Origin of the sequence: Bradyrhizobium sp. CCBAU 051011, from assembly GCF_009930815.1 — a bacterium.
In the GTDB taxonomy this organism is placed as follows: Bacteria; Pseudomonadota; Alphaproteobacteria; order Rhizobiales; family Xanthobacteraceae; genus Bradyrhizobium.
The window spans coordinates 541,409-560,564 of sequence record NZ_CP022222.1 but is presented as its reverse complement, the minus strand read 5'-3'; the positions used below and the strand labels follow the sequence as shown (position 1 = coordinate 560,564).

Here is a 19,156-nt window from a genome sequence, read left to right as displayed (position 1 = left end):
CGTTCCTCACGGGGAGAGGGAGTGAGGCGGCGACGGCGCTCACTTCGCCTTCAGGAACTCCGCCACTTCCAGCAGCACGAACTCGTTGTCGTCGGCCTTGTTGGGATCGCGGCTGGAGGAGAACGGCAGATTGTTGTCGTTGCCGACGATGATATGCGTCTCGTCGACGCGATCGACGTTCTCGATGGTGAAGAACGGGAACGTCAGCACGCCGTCATTGAGCGGCTTGCGTGCCTTCTTGTCGGGATCCCGGATCTTCATCAGGTCGACATAAGCGATCTTGCGCACCGGCTTGCCGACATTGGCGTCGGAAAGCTCGACCTTGTAGACGCGCTTGAATTTGGCGAGATCGGGAAAGCAGTTCTCGCCGCGCTGGCCGGCCGGGCAGGCCTTGTCGGCGGTGCCTTCGCCATTGTCGCGCTCGATAATCAGGCCGCTTGACGCGTCGATCATGTTGAAGTCGCCGATGGCGTTGCCGTTCTGCTCGAACACATATTGCCAAAAGCGGCCGGTGAATTTTTCCGCCGCGACGTCGAATTCGAGAATACGTGCGGCTTCCTTGCCATCGATCTTTTCGACGTCCTTTTTCTCGGCGTCCCACAGCGGGCCTTCGAGCAGGCCATAGAGGAATTTGCCGTCCTTCGAAGCGGCAAAACCTTCATAGCCCTTGGAGCGGCGCAGGTTGACCGTGGTGTAGCTCGCGCCAGGCGCCGCCGGCGACTGCACCGACCAGTGATCCGGCGAGCGCACCGGCTTGCCGTCGGCGGTGGTCTCGAACACCGCCAGGATCTTGCCGGTCTTGTCGGCCTTCAGCACGTAGGGGCCGAACTCGTCGCCGATCCAGAAGGTGTCGCCGACGATCTGAAAGCCTTCGGTGTCGAAATCGGCGCCGGTGAGGTAACGCTTGGCGGTGTCCTCATGCAGGATGCGGAACGGCACCTTCTTGTCGGGATCGTGCAGGAAGATGGTTTCCTGCCGCTCGATCTTGCCGCTGGCCCAGTCGATCTTGTGGCGGTTGAGATAGAGCATCGAGTCGGCCGAGTTGTAGCGCGAGCCCATGCCGTTGTCGGTGAGCACCCAGAACGAGCCGTCTGCCAGCACCTTGATGCCGGAGTGGCCCTGCAGCGGCTGGCCCTTGAACGGCAGCGAGACGCCGGTCGGCCGCTCATAGGACTTGCCCATCACGGTGCCGGCAGCATCGACGCGCTTGCCGGTGGTGTATTTGCCCGCGGTCTTGAGATCGTCGGGCGCATCGGTAGGTGCGTCGATGAAGGATTGGGCCGGCAGCACGGTGTGCCCCTTCAGCGTGGCAGGAAATTCGCCTTCGCCTTGCGCGAATGCAGCACTGGCCAGAAAGACTGATGCGACGGAGCAGAGCAATGACACGCGCATGGCGGATCTCCTTGTGATGACGATGCGCCGTGTCTTGCGGAGCGGCTGTAACAGCCGGCTGACAGTTTTATGAACAGCGTGTGACGCTGTTGGATAAGGCTGCGGCGTTATGCCGTCGTCACGGCGATGCCGCCGGCCGCATCGTCTGCGGCAGCAGGAACGGCACGCCCTGATCGGTATAGTCGATCGTGACGTCCACCTCAAAAATCCGGCGGATGGTCTCGGCTGTGATTGCTTCACTGCGGCCGCCGTCGACGGCGAGCCGGCCGCGATGCAGCAGCACGATCCGGTCGGCGAAGCGCATGGCGAGATTGAGATCATGCAGCACGGCGATGACCGCCGTGCCATTCTGCGCTCGCCGCCGCGCTGTTTCCACCAGATCGACCTGGTGGCGCATGTCGAGGCTGGAGGTCGGCTCATCCAGCAAGAGAAGGCCAGGGCCATGCTTTGCCTCGCCGCTGGCGAGTTGCACCAGGACGCGGGCAAAATGCGCGCGCTGCTGCTCGCCGCCGGAAAGCGTCGGCAATTGCCGCTGGCTGAAATGCGCTAGCCCGACCTCGCCGAGCGCCGCGTCGACCAATGGCTGGGCGGTGGCGCGGCCGGCATCGCCCGCGCCCATATGGACGATTTCCTCGACCGTGAACGGGAAAGTGACGTTGACGTGCTGCGACAACATCGCGCGGTGAAACGCGAGAAGGCGCGGCGGATAGAGGCGGATGTCGCGCTGCTTCAGCCTGACCTTTCCGCGCGTCGGGCAGAGGTCGCCGGACAGCATCCGGAGCAGCGTCGATTTGCCGGCGCCGTTGGGGCCGACGATGGCAACCATCTCGCCCGCCTTGATGCAAAGGTCGATACCGTCGACCAGCGTGGCGCCACCGACCACCATCGAGACCGACTGCGCTTCGAGAAGGGCGGTCACAGCGAAACAAGTCCGCGCTGACGCAGCAGCATTCCTAAGAAGAACGGCGCGCCGACCGCCGCGGTGAGGATACCGATCGGCATTTCCGCGGGCGCCACGATGGTGCGGGCCATCGTATCCGCGCCGACCAGCAGCACCGCGCCAAGCAGCATCGAAGCTGGCAGCAGCAGGCGGTGCGCGGGCCCGATGACGAGCCGCAGCAGATGCGGCACCACGATGCCGACAAAGCCGATGACGCCGCAGACGGAGACGGCAACGCCGGTCATCGCCGACACCAGCACGATCGAGATCCGCTTCAGGCGCTCGACGTCGACGCCGCTGTGAAACGCTTCGGCCTCGCCGAGCACCAGCACGTCGAGCCCGCGCGCGATCCAGAAGCAGGCAATGGCCGCACACCCCAGCACCGGCGCCAGCGTGGCGGCCTTGGGCCAGGTCGCCCCGCTCAGCGACCCCAGCATCCAGAAGGTGATATCGCGCAACTGGCGATCGTCGGCGATGAATACCAGAAGCCCGATGCCCGCATTGGCGGTGGCAGCAATCGCGATGCCTGCCAGCAGGAAAATCGCGATCGACGTCCGTCCCGAGCGGCTGGCGATCGAATAGAGGATGATTGTCGTCGCCAGCGAACCCACAAACGCCGCGATCGGCAGCAGTTGATGCTGCATGAAGCGCAGGCTCTGCCCCATCTGGCTGTCGGTGAACACGATCGCCGCCGCTGCCGCCAGTGCGCCGCCGGAGGAAACGCCGACCAGCGCGGGATCGGCGAGCGGGTTTCGAAACAGCCCTTGCATGATCGCACCGGATGCCGCGAGCAGCGCGCCGATCATCGCCGCCGCGGCGATCCGCGGAATCCGGATCGACCACACGACAAGCTGGTCGCGCGCCAGCGTTGGCGCCGGCGCGGCGTCCGTCCACAGGCCGAGTGAGGCGGGCAGTCGCGCCAGCGGAATTCCGGCAGCGCCCATGGTGAGCGCGATCAGTGCCGTGCCGACGAGCGCAACGAGCAGACACACGATGGTAAGGGAGGCGGGAGGGCGAAACGCATATCCGACGCGCCGCCCCGTGCTGGCTCCGGCTAACACCGTCATGACCGGCAGTTGGCCGTCAGCGCCGCCGGCGCAAACTTCTCCGCCTGCGGCGCCAGTGCCGGATAGAGCTTGATCGAGAGATCGCGCGCGGCAGCCGCCGTGCGCGGCCCGAAGCCGAGCAGATAGAGGCCTTCCATCGAGATGAAGGCCTTGTTGGCCGCAGCCGGGGTCAGCGCAAAGCCCGGATGGACGTATACGGCTTCGGCGTTCAGCGAGTCCTTGCCGCGCTGGATCGAGAGAACGACGTCCGGCTTGGCTGCGACGATCGCCTCGTCGTTGATGGGCTTGTAGCCCTCATAGCCGTCGATGGCGTTCACGCCGCCGGCAAGCGCGATGATCTCGTTCGCCGCGGTGTTTTTGCCGGCGGCCATGGCGCGACCGTTCAAAAGCGACATCACGAACATCACGCGCACGGGCTTCGTCACCTTGGCGCGCAGCTCGCGCAATTGCGCCAGGTCGCCGGAGACGGCTGCGGTTAGGCATTCGGCCTGCTTGTCCGCGCCCATGGCGTGGCCGACCAGTTTGATCTTCTCGATCAGGCCCTGTTCGGAGAAGGTCTCGGGCACCAGCACCAGCGGCACCTTGGCGGCGTCCAGCACATCCATGGTTTCCTTCGGCCCGGACCCCTGTACGGCAAGCACCAGCGAAGGATTAAGACCGAGCACGCCCTCGGCGGAAAGCTGGCGCATGTAGCCGACATTCGGCTTGTCGCGCAGCGCCGCGGCCGGATAGAGGCTGGTCGAGTCGACGCCGGCGAGACGGTCCTCGAAACCGAGCGCATAGAGAATTTCGGTGATTGCGCCGCCGATCGAGACGATCCGCCCGGAGTCGCCGATGGTGACGTCGCGGTCGCGGGCATCATGCACGGTGATGCCGGCAGCGAGCGCCACGCCGCCGAGCAGGAAGCAGCCCGCCGCAGCCGACACCGCGAGTGTGCGACAAATTGTCATTTCGGGTTTACCTGGTCGGTCACTTGGTCAGGATCAGCTTGTTCTGCGACGTCAGCCGCAGGCGATAGTTCTCCGCACCATGTGCGATGATGATCTCGCGCTCGGCGGCGAACAGCTCGCGGCTATCGATCCGGTTGCCGTTGACAACGAGAGTTCTCGTCGCGGCAGCGGCATTTGCCGATTGTGTTCGGGCTTCTCCGAGCTTGCTTCCCCCTGCTGTCGACATTTCGCGTTTGGTGCCCCGAAAAATTCAATCGATCTAAGCTTGTACAGTTGGGCGGGGCTGCAATCCAACCGCTGCACTTTACAATCGATATAAAGTGCCCGGTGGCATTATTGACCGTTCCCGCAACGCGGCGTAACCAAGATGAATGCGATACGTGCGGGGGTGCCCGGTCGCGAAAATTGGTAGCCAGCAAGCAGCCGCGCATCACCGCGACGCCCGCCAGCCAGATCCAAGAGACAAATAACAGGTTGGGGCAGTATGGCTTTCGGGGCTAGGCATTCGCGCGCCTTGGTTTTGGGCGCGTCGGCATTTTCGTTTGCGTTGTTATCAACAACCTCGGCGTTCACTCAGGTGCTCGAAGCGGAGACGGTCGCGCGCGGCTCCGAGCAGAAGAAGCAGGCGAAACGCAAACCGGCGAAACCCTTGCAGGGCCAGCAGGTGGCGGCGCCCGTGATGAACGCGCGCGCGCAGATTGGGACCGGGCCGGTGCAATCGCTCGATACCCTCACGATCGTGGCGTCGAAGACGGAGGAGCGTGCGATCGACGCGCTGGCGCCGGTCAGCGTGGTGACGCTGGAGCAGATCCAGGGCCTGCAGCCGAACCGTCTGTCCGATATCTTCTACAACGTACCAGGTGTTTCGTTCCAGGAGCGCGGCGACGATCCTTCGACCGTCATCAATATCCGCGGCCTGCAGGATTTCGGCCGCGTCGCGGTCGTCGTCGACGGCGCGCGGCAGAACTATCAGCGCACCGGCCACAATGCCAACGGCTCGTTCTTCCTTGAGCCCGAGCTGGTCGGCGGCGTCGATATCGTGCGCGGGCCGACCGCGAACATCTACGGCTCCGGCGCGATCGGCGGCGTGGTCTCGTTCCGCACCAAGGACATCGACGACGTCGTGCGCCCGGGTGAGCGCTGGGGTGTCGACATGACCGGCTCCGGCGGTACCAACGATGCTCGCGGCCTCGGCTCGATCTTCGGCGGCGTCCGTGCCACTCCCGATGTCGATGTGTTCGGCGGCGCGGTGTACCGCACCCAGGGCAACTACAAGGACGGCAACGGCACCGAGATCGGTAATTCCGGCAACGAACTCGCGGCCGGCCTGATGAAGGTCACCGTTCGCCCCGCTGACGGCCACGAGATCAAGCTCGGCGGCATCTTCCAAGATTACCAATACAGCATCGGCCAGTTCAATCGCGGGCCGGTGCTGACCCCGGCGCAGCGCGCGCTGTTCCAGGGCTCGTCGGTCTATGCCTCCGATGTCAAGAACTACACGGGAACGCTGACCTGGAAGTACAGCAAGCCCAGCGACAATCTATGGGACTGGAATATGTCGCTGTACGGCAATCGTACCGACAACGACCAGGTCAAGACCTATCATAACAGCACCGCCGGTACGGTCTTTTGTGGCGGCACGTTCGGCAACAACATCTCGGGCTGCGTCGGCGACAGGCGGGGGTACGTGCTCGATACGCTCGGGATCGACGTCAACAATACGACGAGGTTCAACGTCGGCGATTGGCGCAACGCGGTCACGTTCGGCGTCGATGCTTTTCAGGATGACGTGAGCACCTTCGATCGCCGCGGCAACTCCAACATCACCACCCCCAGTGGCCTGCGCACCGTTTCCGGCGGTTTCGCGCAGTTGAAGCAGAATTATTCGACCTGGTTCGAGGCCGTCAGCGCGATCCGTTACGACCGCTACGACCTGCATTCGCCGACGGTGGCGACCGGTGGCGGTGGTGACAGGTTCTCGCCGAAGATCACCATCGGCGTGACACCGGTGGCGGGTTTCACGCCCTATGTCAGTTATGCTGAAGGCTATCGCGCGCCATCGATCACGGAGACCCTGGTTTCGGGTGCGCACCCCACGGGCGGCGGTCCGGCGTTCTTCACTTGCGCGGACGGCACGGTTGGCCTGTTCTGCTTCCTGCCCAATCCGAACCTGCGGCCGGAGGTCGGCAAGAACAAGGAGGCCGGCGTCAATCTGAAATATAACGGTATCTTTACCGCCGATGACAGCTTCCGTGGCAAGGTCAACGTATTCCGCAATGACGTCAGCGACTACATCGACGCCGTCGCCTTTGGCCCTGTTCCGGTTCCGCCCTTCGGCACGTTCAACCGGTTCTATCAGTACCAGAACATTGCGCAGGCCCGAATCGAAGGCATCGAGGCGGAGACAATGTACGACGCCGGGCTGTGGTATGTCGGCGTTGCCGGCCATCTGATCCGCGGCAAGAACGTCGCGACCAATATCGGGCTTTCGACCATCACGCCGCGCAAGATCACCACCACCGGCGGCGTGCGGCTGCTCGACCGCAGGCTGATCTTGGCCGCGCAATGGTCCTCGTTCGGCGCCAACAACGACGTGCCCGCCGGCTATCTGCCCTCGACGGGGTATGAACTGGTCAATCTGTACCTGACCTGGAAGGCGACCAAGGACATTGTGTTCTCGGCTTCCATCGACAATCTCTTGAACCAATACTATCGGCCTTACGCCATCCCCGGCAGTTCGGTTGATGGCACCACGCAGAACGACGTGTTGTGGTCGAGCCCCGGACCGGGCAGGGTCTACAAGGCCGGATTGAAGATCCATTTTGGCGGAGTGTAGTTCGACGAGCTGACAAGCCAACAAAGTTGCACCGGGCCGCGCTGATGCTCCAGCGCGGCTTCGGTGCATCCATGTTTCCAACCAACTCAAACGGTACGCCAGGCGCACCCCAGCAACCCAGCAAGGAGATTTGAAATGTTTATCGCAATGAACCGGTTCCAGGTGAAGATCGGCTCCGAAGCGGCGTTCGAGACCGTCTGGCGCACGCGCGAGTCCTATCTCAGCAACATGGCCGGCTTCGTCGAGTTTCATCTGCTCAAGGGACCCGTCGCCGAGGATCACACGCTGTACTCGTCGCACACGGTCTGGGTCGACAAGGCCGCGTTCGAAGCCTGGACCAAATCGGAAGAGTTCCGCCGCGCCCATGCCCGCGCCGACAACAAGACCGGCGAAAGCCTCTACCTCGGCCATCCCAAGTTCGAAGGTTTCGAGGTGATCCTGAGCGAGCGCAAGTCCAGCGCCGCCGCGTAACGGGGAGGGTGCGATGTTGAGCACGGAGCTTGCCGACCTCAAGGCACATATGGCGGAGAATCCGGGCGCGGTGATCGAGGACGTGGCGCGGGAGCGGAAAGTTACCGCGCGTGCCGTGCTCGAGGCGATGCCGGAAACGATGGTGCGTATTGGCGGCGGCAGCGAATTTGGCGCCGCGATGAACGATGTCGCGCAATGGGGCGAGGTGACGCTGATCGTCCACACCGACGACGCGATCTTCGAGTTCACCGGCGCCATTCCGGTGGGCGAGGTTGGCCGCGGTTATTTCAACCTGATGCAGCCGAAGGGGCTGCACGGCCATCTCCGCCACGGGCGTTGCGCGGCGATCGCCTTTGTCGAGCGACCGTTCATGGGCAAGTCGTCGGCCTTCATAGCGTTCGTCAATGTGGACGGCGGCATCATGTTCAAGGTGTTCGTCGGCCGTGACGAGACGCGGGCGCTGCGCGGCGACCAGTTGGAGCGCTTTCACGCGCTTAGCGAGAGGATCGCGCCCGCCCGCGCGGCGTAGCCGATTCCCACATTGTCAGCCCGGGAGGCGATCATGCAGCGAAGCGTGCTGGAAATTATGATCCGTTGGTGTGGTGCGGCCGGCGTGGCCGCCTTGCCGGGCGCGGCGTACGCCGCCACCGACGTCGCGCTGCTGCCGCGCAATCTGTCGCCCTGGAACATGTTCGTGAATGCGGACGTCGTGGTGCAGGCGGTGATGGTCGGGCTCGCCTTCGCCTCGCTCGTGACATGGACGATCTGGCTGGCAAAAACCATCGAGATCCGCCGCAAGACGTCGACTGCCAGGCGGCGCCTCAGCATGTTGGAAACCGACACCGTGCTCACCAAGGCCGAGCAGGAAAGCCGCGGCGGCCGCGATGCCGTGGCGCAGATCATCCTATCAGCCGCGCGCGAGGCCAGCCTCTCCGGCGGCCATTTCGACGACGGCCTCAAGGAACGGGTGGCGCTGCGGCTGGAGCGGGTCGAGGCGGCGATGTCGCGGCAGATCGCGCGCGGCACCGGTGTGCTCGCGACCATCGGCGCCACCGCGCCGTTCGTCGGCTTGTTCGGAACGGTCTGGGGCATCATGAATTCGTTCATCGGCATTTCCGAGGCCAAGACCACCAACCTTGCGGTGGTCGCGCCGGGGATTGCGGAAGCCCTGCTGGCGACCGCTCTCGGTCTCGTCGCGGCGATCCCGGCGGTCGTGATCTACAATCATCTCACCCGCACGATCACGGCCCATCGTGCGCTGCTCGGCGACGCCTCGGCGATGGTGCTGCTGCTGATCAGCCGCGAGGGCGACCGCGGCTCGTTTCGTCTCGCGCGCGCTGCCGAGTGAGCGAGGAGGGTGAACGATGGGCGCGAAACTGGGTAGCGTAGTTGGTGGTCGGGCGCGCGGCGGTAGCGACGACCTTGTCGAGGCCCATGATATCAACGTCACGCCGTTCATCGACGTGATGCTGGTGCTCCTGATCATTTTTATGGTCGCGGCGCCGCTCGCAACCGTCGATCTCGGCGTCGATCTTCCCGCGAGCGCCGTCGAGCCGTCGCCGCGGCCGGACAAGCCGGTGTTCGTCACCGTGAAGCCGGACCTTTCGGTCGCCGTCGGTGAGGACGTGATCGCACGCGATACGCTGACCGCGACCCTCGATGCCGCCACCAAGGGCGAGAAGAACGAGCGCATCTTTCTGCGCGCAGACAAGACCGTCAGCTATGGCGACCTGATGGAGGTGATGAACCTGTTGCGCAACGCCGGCTACCTGAAGATCGCGCTGGTCGGCCTCGACGGCCGTAGTTGAACTGCGATGAACGCGTTCGCCCTGCACGATCTCTCCGACCAGGCCGCCGTCCGGCGCTGGGGAGCATCGGCGTTCGCAATTGTAGCCGCGCATGCCGCGCTGATCGCACTGGCGATGAACTGGAGCACGCAGCGGCCGGTGCCCGGCGTCTCGCTGCCGGCGATCATGGTCGACATGGCGCCGGTTACCGCCTCGCCGCAGCCGACGCCGATGGATCTCGCGCCGGGGCCTGTGATGCAGCAGGCGGATGCGTCACCGCCGGAGCCGGCCGTGGCGGAAGCCGTGCAGGAACAGATCGCGCCGACGCCGCCGCAGGAAAAGCCCGAAGTCGTCGCACCGCCGGAGCAGAAGACCGAGCCAACTCCGCCAAAGCCCGAGCCTGCCAAGGTCGAGCCCGAGAAAAAGCCGGCGCCGGTGAAGCCAAAGGTGGTCCGTGTGGACGCGAAGAAGCCGACGGAGGCACCGCCTGCGCCGCGCACGACAGCGTCTCCGAAAGCGGAACGTCAGGCGCCGGCCGCGTCGGCCGCCAGCGCCGGCGCATCAGCAGCGGCGATTGCGTCCTACAACCAGCTCGTCCTCGCCCATCTGCGGCGTTTCAAGCAATATCCGCCGGAAGCCAAAGCCGCCGGCAAACAGGGCGTCGGCCGGGTAAATTTCACCCTGAGCCGTACCGGTCAGGTGATGGCGAGCAAACTCGTCGGATCAACCGGCCATGCTGCGCTCGATGCGGAGAGTCTCGCGACGCTTCGCCGCGCACAACCCTTCCCATCCTTTCCGCCTGATATGAAGCAGGCCTCGATGAGCTTCACCATGCCGGTGTCGTTCGGGATCCACTAATCACTATTCCTTCACCGCGCCCGTCAGCGACGACACGTAGTAATCCACGAACAGCGAATAGAACAGCGCGACCGGCAGCGAGCCGAGCAGCGAGCCCGCCATCAGCGCGCCCCATTGGTAGACGTCGCCGGTGACGAGTTCGGTCAGGATCGCGACCGGGACCGTCTTGTTGGCGCCGCTCTGGATGAAGGCGAGCGCGTAGATGAACTCGTTCCACGACAGCGTGAAGGAGAAGATGCCAGCCGAGATCAGGCCGGGCACCGCGAGCGGCAGCGTGATCCGGCGCAGGATCTGAAGCCTTGTCGCGCCGTCGACCAGCGCGCATTCCTCCAGCTCATAGGGGATCGACTTGAAATAGCCGATCAAGAGCCAGGTGCAGAACGGCACCAGGAAGGTCGGATACACCAGGATCAGCGCCATCGGGCTATCGAACAGGCCGAACTGCACGATCACGGTAGCGAGCGGAATGAACAGGATCGAAGGTGGTACCAGATAGGCGAGGTAGATGCCGAGGCCCACGTAAGGGCTGCCGCGGAAGCGCAGGCGCTCGATCGCGTAGGCCGCGAGCGTGCTCGCGAACAGCGACAGGAAGGTCGAGCCGATCGCCACGAACATCGTGGTTTTGAGCCAGGTCGGATAGGCGGTGTTGAACAAGAGGTGCTTGATATGCGCCAGCGTCGGCGAGGAGATCCAGAACGGATTGTGCTCCTTGTAGTTCAGAAGCTCCGCGTTCGGTTTGAAGGAGGTGATCGCCATCCAGTAGAACGGGAACAGCAGGATCAGCACGAAGCAGGCCAGCGGCAGGTAAATCATCATCACCCGCCGCGCGCGGGAATCCCACGCCATGGTGTCCGGCGTGGCGCTGGCGATGTTGCTGTTGCCGGGTGAGGCGGTTACGTCAGTCATTGGCTTCTCCCTGCTGCCATTTGCGGCGCGCGAGGCCGAAGTAGCTGAACAACGTCGCGAATACGAGGAACGGGATCATCGACACCGCGATCGCCGCGCCCTCGCCAAGCTCGCCGCCGGCGATGCCGCGCTGGAACGCAAGTGTCGCGAGCAGATGCGTGGAGTTGACCGGCCCGCCGCGGGTGATGGCGTAGACGAGCTGGAAGTCGGTGAAGGTGAAGATGATCGAGAACGTCATCACGATCGCGAGGATTGGCATCATCATCGGGAAGGTGATGTAGCGGAAGCGCTGCCAGGCGCTGGCGCCGTCCAGCATCGCCGCTTCATAGAGCGAGGGCGAGATGGTTTGCAGCCCCGCCAGCAGCGAGATCGCCACGAAGGGAATGCCGCGCCAGATATTGGCGGCGATCAGCGAGAATCGCGCCGGCCAAGGCGTACCGAGGAAGTCGATGTTGGTCGAGCGGATATGCAGCACGTCGACCAGGAGGTAGGAGATGATCGAGAACTGCGGATCGTAGATCCACCAGAACGCCAGCGCGGAGAGCACCGTCGGCACGATCCACGGCAACAGCACGATGGCGCGCAACAGGCTCTTGAGCGGGAAGTGGTTGTTGAGCAGCAGCGCCAGCCAGAAGCCGAGCGCGAATTTCCCTATTGTAGCGACGCCAGTATAGAAGACGCTGTAGAACACCGCGTTCCACCACAGGGGATCCTTGAGCAGGTACTGGAAATTCTCAAGTCCGATGAAGATGCCGCGCTGGCCGATCGTGGTGTCGGTGAAGGCAAGCCAAACGCCGAGGCCGAGCGGGTAGGTGAGGAACACCGTCAACAGTCCGATCGCCGGCGCAAGGCACATCACGATCAGGAACGGCTTGTAGTCGAGCAGCCGCGCGATCCAGCCCGGTTGCCGGAGCGCCATGCCGCGCGAGGGAAGGGTGGTTACAGACATTGAATTCATCCACGGTCGTCATTGCGAGGAGCGAAGCGACGAAGCAATCCATCTCTCCTGTGCGGCGCTATGGATTGCTTCGCTTCGCTCGCAATGACGGTTGATCCAGATCTACGGTTCAACGTCAGTCATCAGCGCCCCTGCCGCCGGAAATACCGCTTCGCGCGCTGCTCGGCTTCCGCAGCCGCGGCCTCCGGAGTCGATGCGCCGGTTGCCACGGCCGCGCACATCTGGATCAGCACGTAATCGGCGCTGACGGCGCCGGTCGCTGTCGAGATCGGACCCTTGTAGCCGTCATAGTAGGTGCTCTGCATCGTGTCCTTGAAGATCTTGACCTTGGGATCGCTGGACCAAACTGCGGCCTCGGCGTAGGCGGCAAGCGGCTGCGACCAGTAGCCGGAGTTGGCGTTGAGCCACGGCTCATACTGGTCTTTTTCCAGCATGAATTGCAGGAATGCCTTGGCGGCGTTGGGATACTGGCTGTGCTTGAACAGCATCGCGTTCAGCGTCAGTCCGGCCATCGGTGAAACCTTGGCCAGGCCCTTCGGCAGCAACTGATGCTCGCTGTCATCGGCGATCGCCTTGGTCGCCGGATCGTTCTTCAGCGAGAAATACAGCGAGACGCCGTTGGCGGTCAGCGAGATTTCCTGCGAGGAATAGGCGCGGTTGTTGCTGACGTCGTTCCACGACGGTGTGCCGGCAATGAAGCTCGGGTAGATATCCTTGACCCACTTCAGGGCGGCGATGGTCTCCTTGCTGTTGATGACGACGTTACCCTCTTCATCGAGCAGGGAAGCGTTGTGCGACCATAGCGCCCAGTTGGCGAAGCCGTTGCCGTCGCCCTTGGCATTGCCGAGCGCAAAGCCGGCCGGCTTGCCCGCCTTGTGCAGCTTCTGGCACAGATCCAGAATTCCGGCATGGTCCTCTGGAACCTTGTCGAAGCCGATCGATTGCAGCACCGACTTGCGGTAGATCAGGGGGCCGGCAGTGGCGCCGAATGGCAATCCAATCCAGGCATCGCTCTTGTTGCGCTTGCCGTATTTCTGGGCCAGCGGCAGCCAGCCGCCGTAGCGCTTGCCGAGATAGTCGGCGACGTCTGTCAGCTCGACCAGCTTGTCGATGTAGATGTGCGGTGCGTCGGAGAAGCCGATGATGATGTCGGGGCCGGCACCGGAATTCGACGTCACCGCGGTCTGCTGATTGATGTCTTCCCAGCCGACGAAGTCGACCTTGACCTCGACGCCGGTCTCCTTGCTGAACTTGGCGGCATTGGCGCGGAACACGTCCTCATCGGCCTGCACGAAGCGCACCGGGCGCAGCATGCGCAAGGACGCGCCTTTTTCGATCGCAAGCTTCGGTGCAGGAACGTCGGCGGCCTTGATGGTGGATGCGGTCTGCGCGGATGCACCGGTCGCGGCGAGCGCTGCGACGGAAACGCCCAAAGCCAATGCTTCACGACGGGTGATGTCGTTCTTCATGGAGTCTCTCCCTGTTCTGGTTCCCAGCGTTGAATCGCCGGTGAACGTCGTTTGGAACGTTTTCCGCCGTCTCTAGCTGTTGGGGCCGCGGTCCATGCTGACGGGTTGCCAGCGGCGGAGCGAGGTCGTTTGCAGCACAGACGGATTGACGCAGCTTACCGGCCACATCCCCTGCAGGACCAGTGACAATTCGTAGCCCACGCGCCGCTTGCGCGCCTCGTCAAAACGTGCCGATGCCGACGCCACATGGGCGGTCAGAGTGACGTTTTCCATGGAGAGTAGCGGGTTGTTGTGAGACGGCGGTTCCTTCTCCAGCACGTCGAGGGCGGCGTGCGCGATCCAGCCCTCCTGCAGCGCCTTGATCAGCGCTTCCTCGTCCACGGTGGCGCCGCGGCCGGTATTGATGAAGACGGCAGAATTTTTCATCTGACGGAAATGCTTCTCGGTCAGCATGTGGTGCACCTCGGGCCGCGCCGGCGCGTGCATCGAGACAAAATCCGACTGCGACAGCACCTCCGACAGCGTCGAGGGGATCACGCCGTGGTCGTACATCAGCGTTTCCTGGATGAAGGGGTCGTAGGCCATCATGCGCAAGCCAAAGGGGGCGGCGCGCTTGGCGACCGCGCGGGCCACCCGGCCGAACGAGATGAAGCCGAGCGTCTGGCCCATCAGCCGCGGGATCTTCAACAGCGCGGGCCGGCCCTCCGACCAGCGGCCGGTGCGCACCATCTTGTCCTGCTCGACCAGCCGGCGGAACCCTGCCAGCAGCAGCATCATGGCGTGGTCGGCGACTTCCTCGATGAAGGTGTCGGGAATGTTGGTGACGGGAATGCCGCGGGCGGTGGCGGCCTTGACGTCGACCGAGTCGACGCCGACGCTGCCGAGCGTGATCACCTTGCAGTTTTCCAGAGCGTCGATGATCGCTTTCGTGATCGGCATGCCCTTGGCGTAGATCGCGTCCGCGGTCTTGGCCGCGGCGATGAATTCGGCCTCGTTGGCCGGCGCCTCGATGATTTCGGCCCCGATCGGATCGAGCGCTTCCTTCTCATAGTCATAGCCGCCGCCGGCGACCGTGAAGCTCGCGCCTTTCGGCGTTACCACCCTGAATTTCGGCATTTCCTGCTCTCCCGATTTTATTCTTCGGTGTTGGTTTGAGGCGGCGGGCGCCGCCACGTTCTTGTCTGACGCAACTTCACCTTTTACGCGACCTGACCCGCTCAGGCTACAATCGCCGGTTGCTCTTGCATTGGAAACACTGCTTTCCCGGCGGATTTCCGCTGACCTTCGTAACAAAGCGCTAAAGGGTCTCACGATAGAATGCGCCAAATCAATCGGCCAATCGCGTGCCACGCGCCTATTTCCGGAGATCCCCGTGAAGCTGACCAATCTCAAGATCACCCCCAAGCTGGGTATTCTCGTGGGCGTGACCCTGCTCGGTCTCTCCGCCGCCGGCGTGCTCGCAGGCTATCTGATGCAGCGTGAGATGCTCAATGCGCGCGTCGAGCAGACCAAAGCGATCGTCGACATGGCGCGCAACATGGCGCTCGGCCTGCAGAAGCAGGTTGCCGCGGGCCAGATGACCAAGGAAGCGGCGATCGCCGAGTTCAGCAAGCGGGGCAATACGCTGACCTTCGACAACGGCAATGGCTACGTGTTCGCCTACACCATGGATGGTGTCGCCGTGCTGGCGCCGGTTCCCAGCCAGATCGGCCAGAACCGCATGGATATCGACACCGGTGGCCGCAAGCTGGTGCGCGAACTGCGCGACGGCGTCGCGGCGAACGGCGAATTCATGCTGCGCTACGAATTCCGCAAACCCGGAGAGGAAGCGCTGATCCGCAAATTCTCCTACGTGGTTCCGATCCCCGGTTGGAACATGTTTGTCGGCACCGGCGCCTATCTCGACGATCTCGACACCAAGATGAAGCCGATTGCGCTCGTGCTCGGGCTTGCCATTCTCGGCATCGCGCTGGTGGCGGGCAGCATCGCCTGGATGATCGGCCGCAGCATTTCGAAGCCGCTGGCCCAGCTCGGCGCCCGCATGCAGGAGCTCGCCGAGGGCCGGCTCGATGGTGAAATTCCCGGCACCGGCCGCGGCGACGAGATCGGCGCGATGGCCGCGACCGTGCAGATCTTCAAAGACAACGCGGTGCGCATCCGCGGGCTCGAACAGAAGGAAGCCGAGGTGCAGACGCGCGCCGAGGCCGAGCGCCGCGCGGCGATGGCGAATATCGCCAGCGACTTCGAACGCAGCGTCACCGGCATCGTTCGCTCGGTTTCGACAGCGGCAGCGGGCATGCAGTCTACCGCGCAGTCGATGACGGCGACCGCCAGCGACGCCAGCGCGCGCGCAGCGACCGTCGACGCAGCCTCGCAGCGTTCATCCGACAATGTCGGCACGGTCGCGTCGGCCGCGGAAGAGCTCTCCAGCTCGGTCACGGAAATTTCGCGTCAGGTGGCGCGCTCCAGCGAGATCGCCACCAAGGCGGTCAACGACGCCCAGCGCACCAACGCCACTGTCGGCGCGCTCTCGACCGGCGCGGAGAAGATCGGCGAAGTGGTCAAGCTGATCCACTCGATCGCGGCGCAAACCAACCTGCTTGCACTGAACGCCACCATCGAAGCGGCGCGCGCCGGCGATTCCGGCCGCGGCTTTGCGGTGGTCGCATCCGAAGTGAAGGCGCTTGCCAACCAGACCGCGAAGGCGACGGAAGAAATCTCCTCGCAGGTTGCGGCGATGCAGGCTTCGACCAGCGAAGCGGTGGCTTCGATCGGCGGCATCTCGGAGACCATCGCGCAGATGAGCGAGATCACCGTCTCGATCTCGACCGCGGTCGAGCAGCAGGGCGGCGCCACCCGCGAAATCGCCCGCAACATTCAGTCGGTGGCGGCCGGATCGAACGAGATCTCGGCCCATATCGGCGGCGTCACCACGGCCGCGGCCGCAACAGGCAAGGCGGCGTCGGAAGTACTGGCGAGCGCCCGCGAGCTCGACACCCAGTCCGGCATGCTGCGCAGCGCGGTCGACGAGTTTTTAGGCAAGGTCCGGGCGGCGTAAGGTCTCACCCGTCATTGCGAGGAGCAAGCGACGAAGCAATCCATCTCTCCCCGTGCGGAGGTATGGATTGCTTCGCTTCGCTCACAATGACGAGGAGAGAGCGCCTCCTCACCCTACTGCTTCTCGATTCCCGCTTCAGTGATCAGCTTCTCCCATACCTTGAGCTGCTCCTTCACGAAGGCGTCGAACTCTTCCGGCGTGCCGGAGAACGCTTCCATGCCGCGCTCGGCGAGCTGGCTCTTGATGTCGGGACGTTCGACCACCTTGCGGATTTCTGCATTCAGTTTGGTGACGACGTCCTTCGGCAAATTGGCCGGGCCGAAATAGCCCTGCCACGAAGTGATGTCGAAACCCTTCACCGTGTCGTTCATGGTCGGGAGATCTGGCAACAACGCCGAGCGCTGCTTGGTGGTGACCGCGAGCGCCTTCAGCGCCTTGGCGTTGACGTGGGGCAGGCCGGTCGGAACGTCGATGAACATCATGGAGACGCGGCCGGCGATAAGGTCGGTCAAGGCGGGCGGCGAGCTCTTGTAGGGAACGTGAAGCAGATCGATACCGGCGAGACGGGCGAAGGTCGCGCCGGAGACGATCGCCGCCGAACTGCCGCTGGCATAGGAGTATTTGCCCGGCTCCTTCTTCGCCAGCGCGATCAGTTCGGCCACCGAGTTCGCCGGAACGTCAGGATGGATCACCAGCATGAAGGGAAGGTCGCCGGTCCGCGCGACCGGGGTGAAATCCTTGACCGGGTCGTAGGTCATGTTCTTCATCAGATACGGATTTGCCGAATGCGGCGTGTTCGTCGACACCATCAGCGTGTAGCCATCAGGCGCGGAGCGGGCGACCTGGCTCGCCGCGAGCGAGCCGTTGGCACCCGGCTTGTTTTCAATCACGATGCCGGTGCCGAGCGCGGTGCCGAGCTCCTTCGAGATGATGCGCGTCGTGGTGTCGGTGCCGCTGCCGGCGGCGAACGGCAGCACCAGTGTGATGTTGCGGTTCGGGTAGGGCGCCTGCGCGGCAGCCGTGGCGATCATCGCCAGCGTGAGGGGAGCCACAGCGGCGACGTGCCGGTACCGTTTCAATAACGCAAACATAAAGTCGTTTCCTCATTTGTTCTTATGTTGAATTGGCCGGCAAGCTAACCTGCCGTGGGACAAAGTGGAAGCCGGTAAGACGCTAGGCCGCAGCGGCTGCTAGGGCTTCTTCGCCGAGGCCCGCCGAGACGCGATCACGACGCCGGCCAGCACCAGCGCATAGCCCACCAGATGGAATAACCGCAACTGCTCGCCGAGCAGCAGGATCGCCATCGCCGAGCCGAACACCGGCACCAGGTGGAAGAACGGCGCGGCGCGGTTGGGTCCGATCAGCGCCAGCCCGCGGTTGAAGAACAGGTACGCTAGCGTCGAGGGAAAGATCACGGCATAGCCCAGCGTCGCCATCGAGACGAAGTCGAATTTCAATGTGGCGCCGGTGGAAAACTCCCAGATCGAGAACGGCACCAGCATCAGCGCGCCGCAACAGGTGGTGAACGAGATCAGCGACAGCGCATGCGTCACCGGCCGGCGCGGGATCAGCGCCGAATACAGTCCGAACGACACCAGCGAGCTCGCAAACATCAGATCGCCGCGGTTGAAGCTGATATTGGCGAGCGCGCCGAAATCGCCGCGCAGGATGATGGTCAGGACGCCCACAAGCGAGATGGTGATGCCAGCAAGCTGCGCCCCCGTCAGGCGGATGCCGAACAGCGCCAGCGACCACAGCGCGACGAACAGTGGTCCCGCCGACTGGATCAGAAGCGCGTTCAGCGCCTCGGTATATTGCAGGGCCCAGTAGGAGATCGCGTTGTTGTAGGCGAAGCCTACCAGCGACAAAAACAGCATCATCGGTAGATGCGCGCGGAGCACCGGCCAGTCTTGCTTCAGATGCGGCCAGGCAAAGGGCAACAGGATCAGAAAGGTGCCGATCCAGCGGACGCACGACAGCGTCAGCGGCGGCACGTGGCCGGCGACGTGGCGCGCCAGCACGATGTTGCCGGCCCAGAACAGCGAAGTCAGGGTCAGCAGCAGATAGGGCTGGTTGGTCAGCCACCGGACGGGACGAAAGGACGGCGGCGCTGGTGCGGGCTGGGTCATGGTCGCGAGGCGCGATAGGGCCGGATTTTCCGCCACACGACAAGTCCCGCGTACGCAATGCTACAATGCCCTGCGGATTGTCCTTGGGCGGGAATCCGGGCCCGGATGGAGCCAACGGGTCGCGCGAAATGCGCGCCCGATGACAGGCTCAGCGCAGTCCGGGACAGTTTTACCGCGGGGCGACCTTCCCGGATTACATTGCGCTTCGTCCCGGCTACTTGCTGGCACGGCCGTCATTGCGAGCCAACGGGTCGGCGCGAAGCGCCGCCCGATGACAGGCTTCCGCGAAGCAATCCATCGTGCGGCATAACGGATAGATGGATTGCTTCCGCCTT

The 19,156-nt window shown here is 63.8% G+C and carries 18 protein-coding genes; 7 read left to right on the top strand and 11 right to left on the bottom strand.

All coding sequences use genetic code 11. From position 1 onward, the window contains the following. Nucleotides 1-39: 39 nt before the first annotated feature. The 5 genes from ACH79_RS02695 to ACH79_RS02675 all read right to left on the bottom strand — a co-directional run bounded on the left by ACH79_RS02695 (nucleotide 40) and on the right by ACH79_RS02675 (nucleotide 4,575). The gene (locus ACH79_RS02695) at nucleotides 40-1,392 is read right to left on the bottom strand and encodes an esterase-like activity of phytase family protein (RefSeq protein ID WP_161849642.1); all 1,353 of its coding nucleotides are present in this window, start codon (nucleotides 1,390-1,392) and stop codon (nucleotides 40-42) included. Nucleotides 1,393-1,510: 118 nt separating this feature from the next. Beyond that, nucleotides 1,511-2,311, bottom strand: coding sequence for a heme ABC transporter ATP-binding protein (locus ACH79_RS02690; protein ID WP_161849641.1), 801 nt, complete (start codon nucleotides 2,309-2,311; stop codon nucleotides 1,511-1,513). Further along, a complete protein-coding gene (locus ACH79_RS02685) occupies nucleotides 2,308-3,399 on the bottom strand; it encodes an iron ABC transporter permease (protein WP_161849640.1) in 1,092 nt (363 codons plus the stop codon). Before ACH79_RS02685 ends, ACH79_RS02690 begins: the two co-directional genes overlap by 4 nt. After that, complete coding sequence (locus tag ACH79_RS02680) at nucleotides 3,396-4,349, bottom strand: hemin ABC transporter substrate-binding protein (RefSeq protein ID WP_161849639.1); 954 nt, start codon at nucleotides 4,347-4,349, stop codon at nucleotides 3,396-3,398. Before ACH79_RS02680 ends, ACH79_RS02685 begins: the two co-directional genes overlap by 4 nt. A gap of 19 nt (nucleotides 4,350-4,368) precedes the next feature. Next, on the bottom strand, nucleotides 4,369-4,575 hold the full coding sequence (locus ACH79_RS02675; RefSeq protein ID WP_161849638.1) for a hemin uptake protein HemP: 207 nt from the start codon (nucleotides 4,573-4,575) through the stop codon (nucleotides 4,369-4,371). 258 nt (nucleotides 4,576-4,833) lie between these two features. Between ACH79_RS02675 and ACH79_RS02670 the strand changes: the two genes are divergently transcribed. The 6 genes from ACH79_RS02670 (at nucleotide 4,834) to ACH79_RS02645 (ending at nucleotide 10,301) form a co-directional block, all read left to right on the top strand. Then, the gene (locus ACH79_RS02670; RefSeq protein ID WP_161849637.1) at nucleotides 4,834-7,185 is read left to right on the top strand and encodes a TonB-dependent hemoglobin/transferrin/lactoferrin family receptor; all 2,352 of its coding nucleotides are present in this window, start codon (nucleotides 4,834-4,836) and stop codon (nucleotides 7,183-7,185) included. A gap of 135 nt (nucleotides 7,186-7,320) precedes the next feature. Continuing rightward, on the top strand, nucleotides 7,321-7,656 hold the full coding sequence (locus ACH79_RS02665; RefSeq protein ID WP_065731347.1) for an antibiotic biosynthesis monooxygenase: 336 nt from the start codon (nucleotides 7,321-7,323) through the stop codon (nucleotides 7,654-7,656). Nucleotides 7,657-7,669: 13 nt separating this feature from the next. Next, a complete protein-coding gene (gene hutX, locus ACH79_RS02660) occupies nucleotides 7,670-8,185 on the top strand; it encodes a heme utilization cystosolic carrier protein HutX (RefSeq protein WP_161849636.1) in 516 nt (171 codons plus the stop codon). A gap of 57 nt (nucleotides 8,186-8,242) precedes the next feature. Then, entirely contained in the window at nucleotides 8,243-9,004 is a 762-nt protein-coding gene (gene exbB, locus ACH79_RS02655; protein WP_161856176.1) for a tonB-system energizer ExbB, read from the top strand. Nucleotides 9,005-9,020: 16 nt separating this feature from the next. After that, nucleotides 9,021-9,464, top strand: a complete 444-nt coding sequence (gene exbD / locus ACH79_RS02650; protein ID WP_161849635.1) for a TonB system transport protein ExbD — start codon at nucleotides 9,021-9,023, stop codon at nucleotides 9,462-9,464. A 6-nt stretch (nucleotides 9,465-9,470) separates the two neighbouring features. Continuing rightward, nucleotides 9,471-10,301 (top strand): energy transducer TonB, encoded by an 831-nt coding sequence (locus tag ACH79_RS02645; RefSeq protein ID WP_161849634.1) that lies wholly within the window; start codon nucleotides 9,471-9,473, stop codon nucleotides 10,299-10,301. A 3-nt stretch (nucleotides 10,302-10,304) separates the two neighbouring features. On the opposite strand, the gene ACH79_RS02640 is transcribed toward ACH79_RS02645, so the two are convergent. From ACH79_RS02640 to ACH79_RS02625, 4 genes are all read right to left on the bottom strand, one after another. Next, nucleotides 10,305-11,147 carry a carbohydrate ABC transporter permease gene (locus ACH79_RS02640; RefSeq protein WP_371419443.1) on the bottom strand — a complete coding sequence of 281 codons (843 nt, stop codon included), beginning with the start codon at nucleotides 11,145-11,147 and terminating at the stop codon, nucleotides 10,305-10,307. Between the two features lie 52 nt (nucleotides 11,148-11,199). Then, on the bottom strand, nucleotides 11,200-12,156 hold the full coding sequence (locus ACH79_RS02635) for a carbohydrate ABC transporter permease (RefSeq protein WP_161849632.1): 957 nt from the start codon (nucleotides 12,154-12,156) through the stop codon (nucleotides 11,200-11,202). 131 nt (nucleotides 12,157-12,287) lie between these two features. Then, nucleotides 12,288-13,634: an ABC transporter substrate-binding protein gene (locus ACH79_RS02630; RefSeq protein WP_161849631.1), complete on the bottom strand. Its 1,347-nt coding sequence runs from the start codon at nucleotides 13,632-13,634 to the stop codon at nucleotides 12,288-12,290. Nucleotides 13,635-13,706: 72 nt separating this feature from the next. Further along, nucleotides 13,707-14,750 (bottom strand): C-terminal binding protein, encoded by a 1,044-nt coding sequence (locus ACH79_RS02625; protein WP_161849630.1) that lies wholly within the window; start codon nucleotides 14,748-14,750, stop codon nucleotides 13,707-13,709. A gap of 256 nt (nucleotides 14,751-15,006) precedes the next feature. Between ACH79_RS02625 and ACH79_RS02620 the strand changes: the two genes are divergently transcribed. Continuing rightward, on the top strand, nucleotides 15,007-16,692 hold the full coding sequence (locus tag ACH79_RS02620; RefSeq protein ID WP_161849629.1) for a methyl-accepting chemotaxis protein: 1,686 nt from the start codon (nucleotides 15,007-15,009) through the stop codon (nucleotides 16,690-16,692). Nucleotides 16,693-16,805: 113 nt separating this feature from the next. Here the strand turns inward: ACH79_RS02620 and ACH79_RS02615 are convergent, their stop codons facing one another. Continuing rightward, nucleotides 16,806-17,723, bottom strand: a complete 918-nt coding sequence (locus ACH79_RS02615; RefSeq protein WP_246738628.1) for a tripartite tricarboxylate transporter substrate binding protein — start codon at nucleotides 17,721-17,723, stop codon at nucleotides 16,806-16,808. A 159-nt stretch (nucleotides 17,724-17,882) separates the two neighbouring features. Next, complete coding sequence (locus ACH79_RS02610) at nucleotides 17,883-18,821, bottom strand: DMT family transporter (RefSeq protein WP_161856175.1); 939 nt, start codon at nucleotides 18,819-18,821, stop codon at nucleotides 17,883-17,885. Nucleotides 18,822-19,156 lie beyond the last annotated feature (335 nt).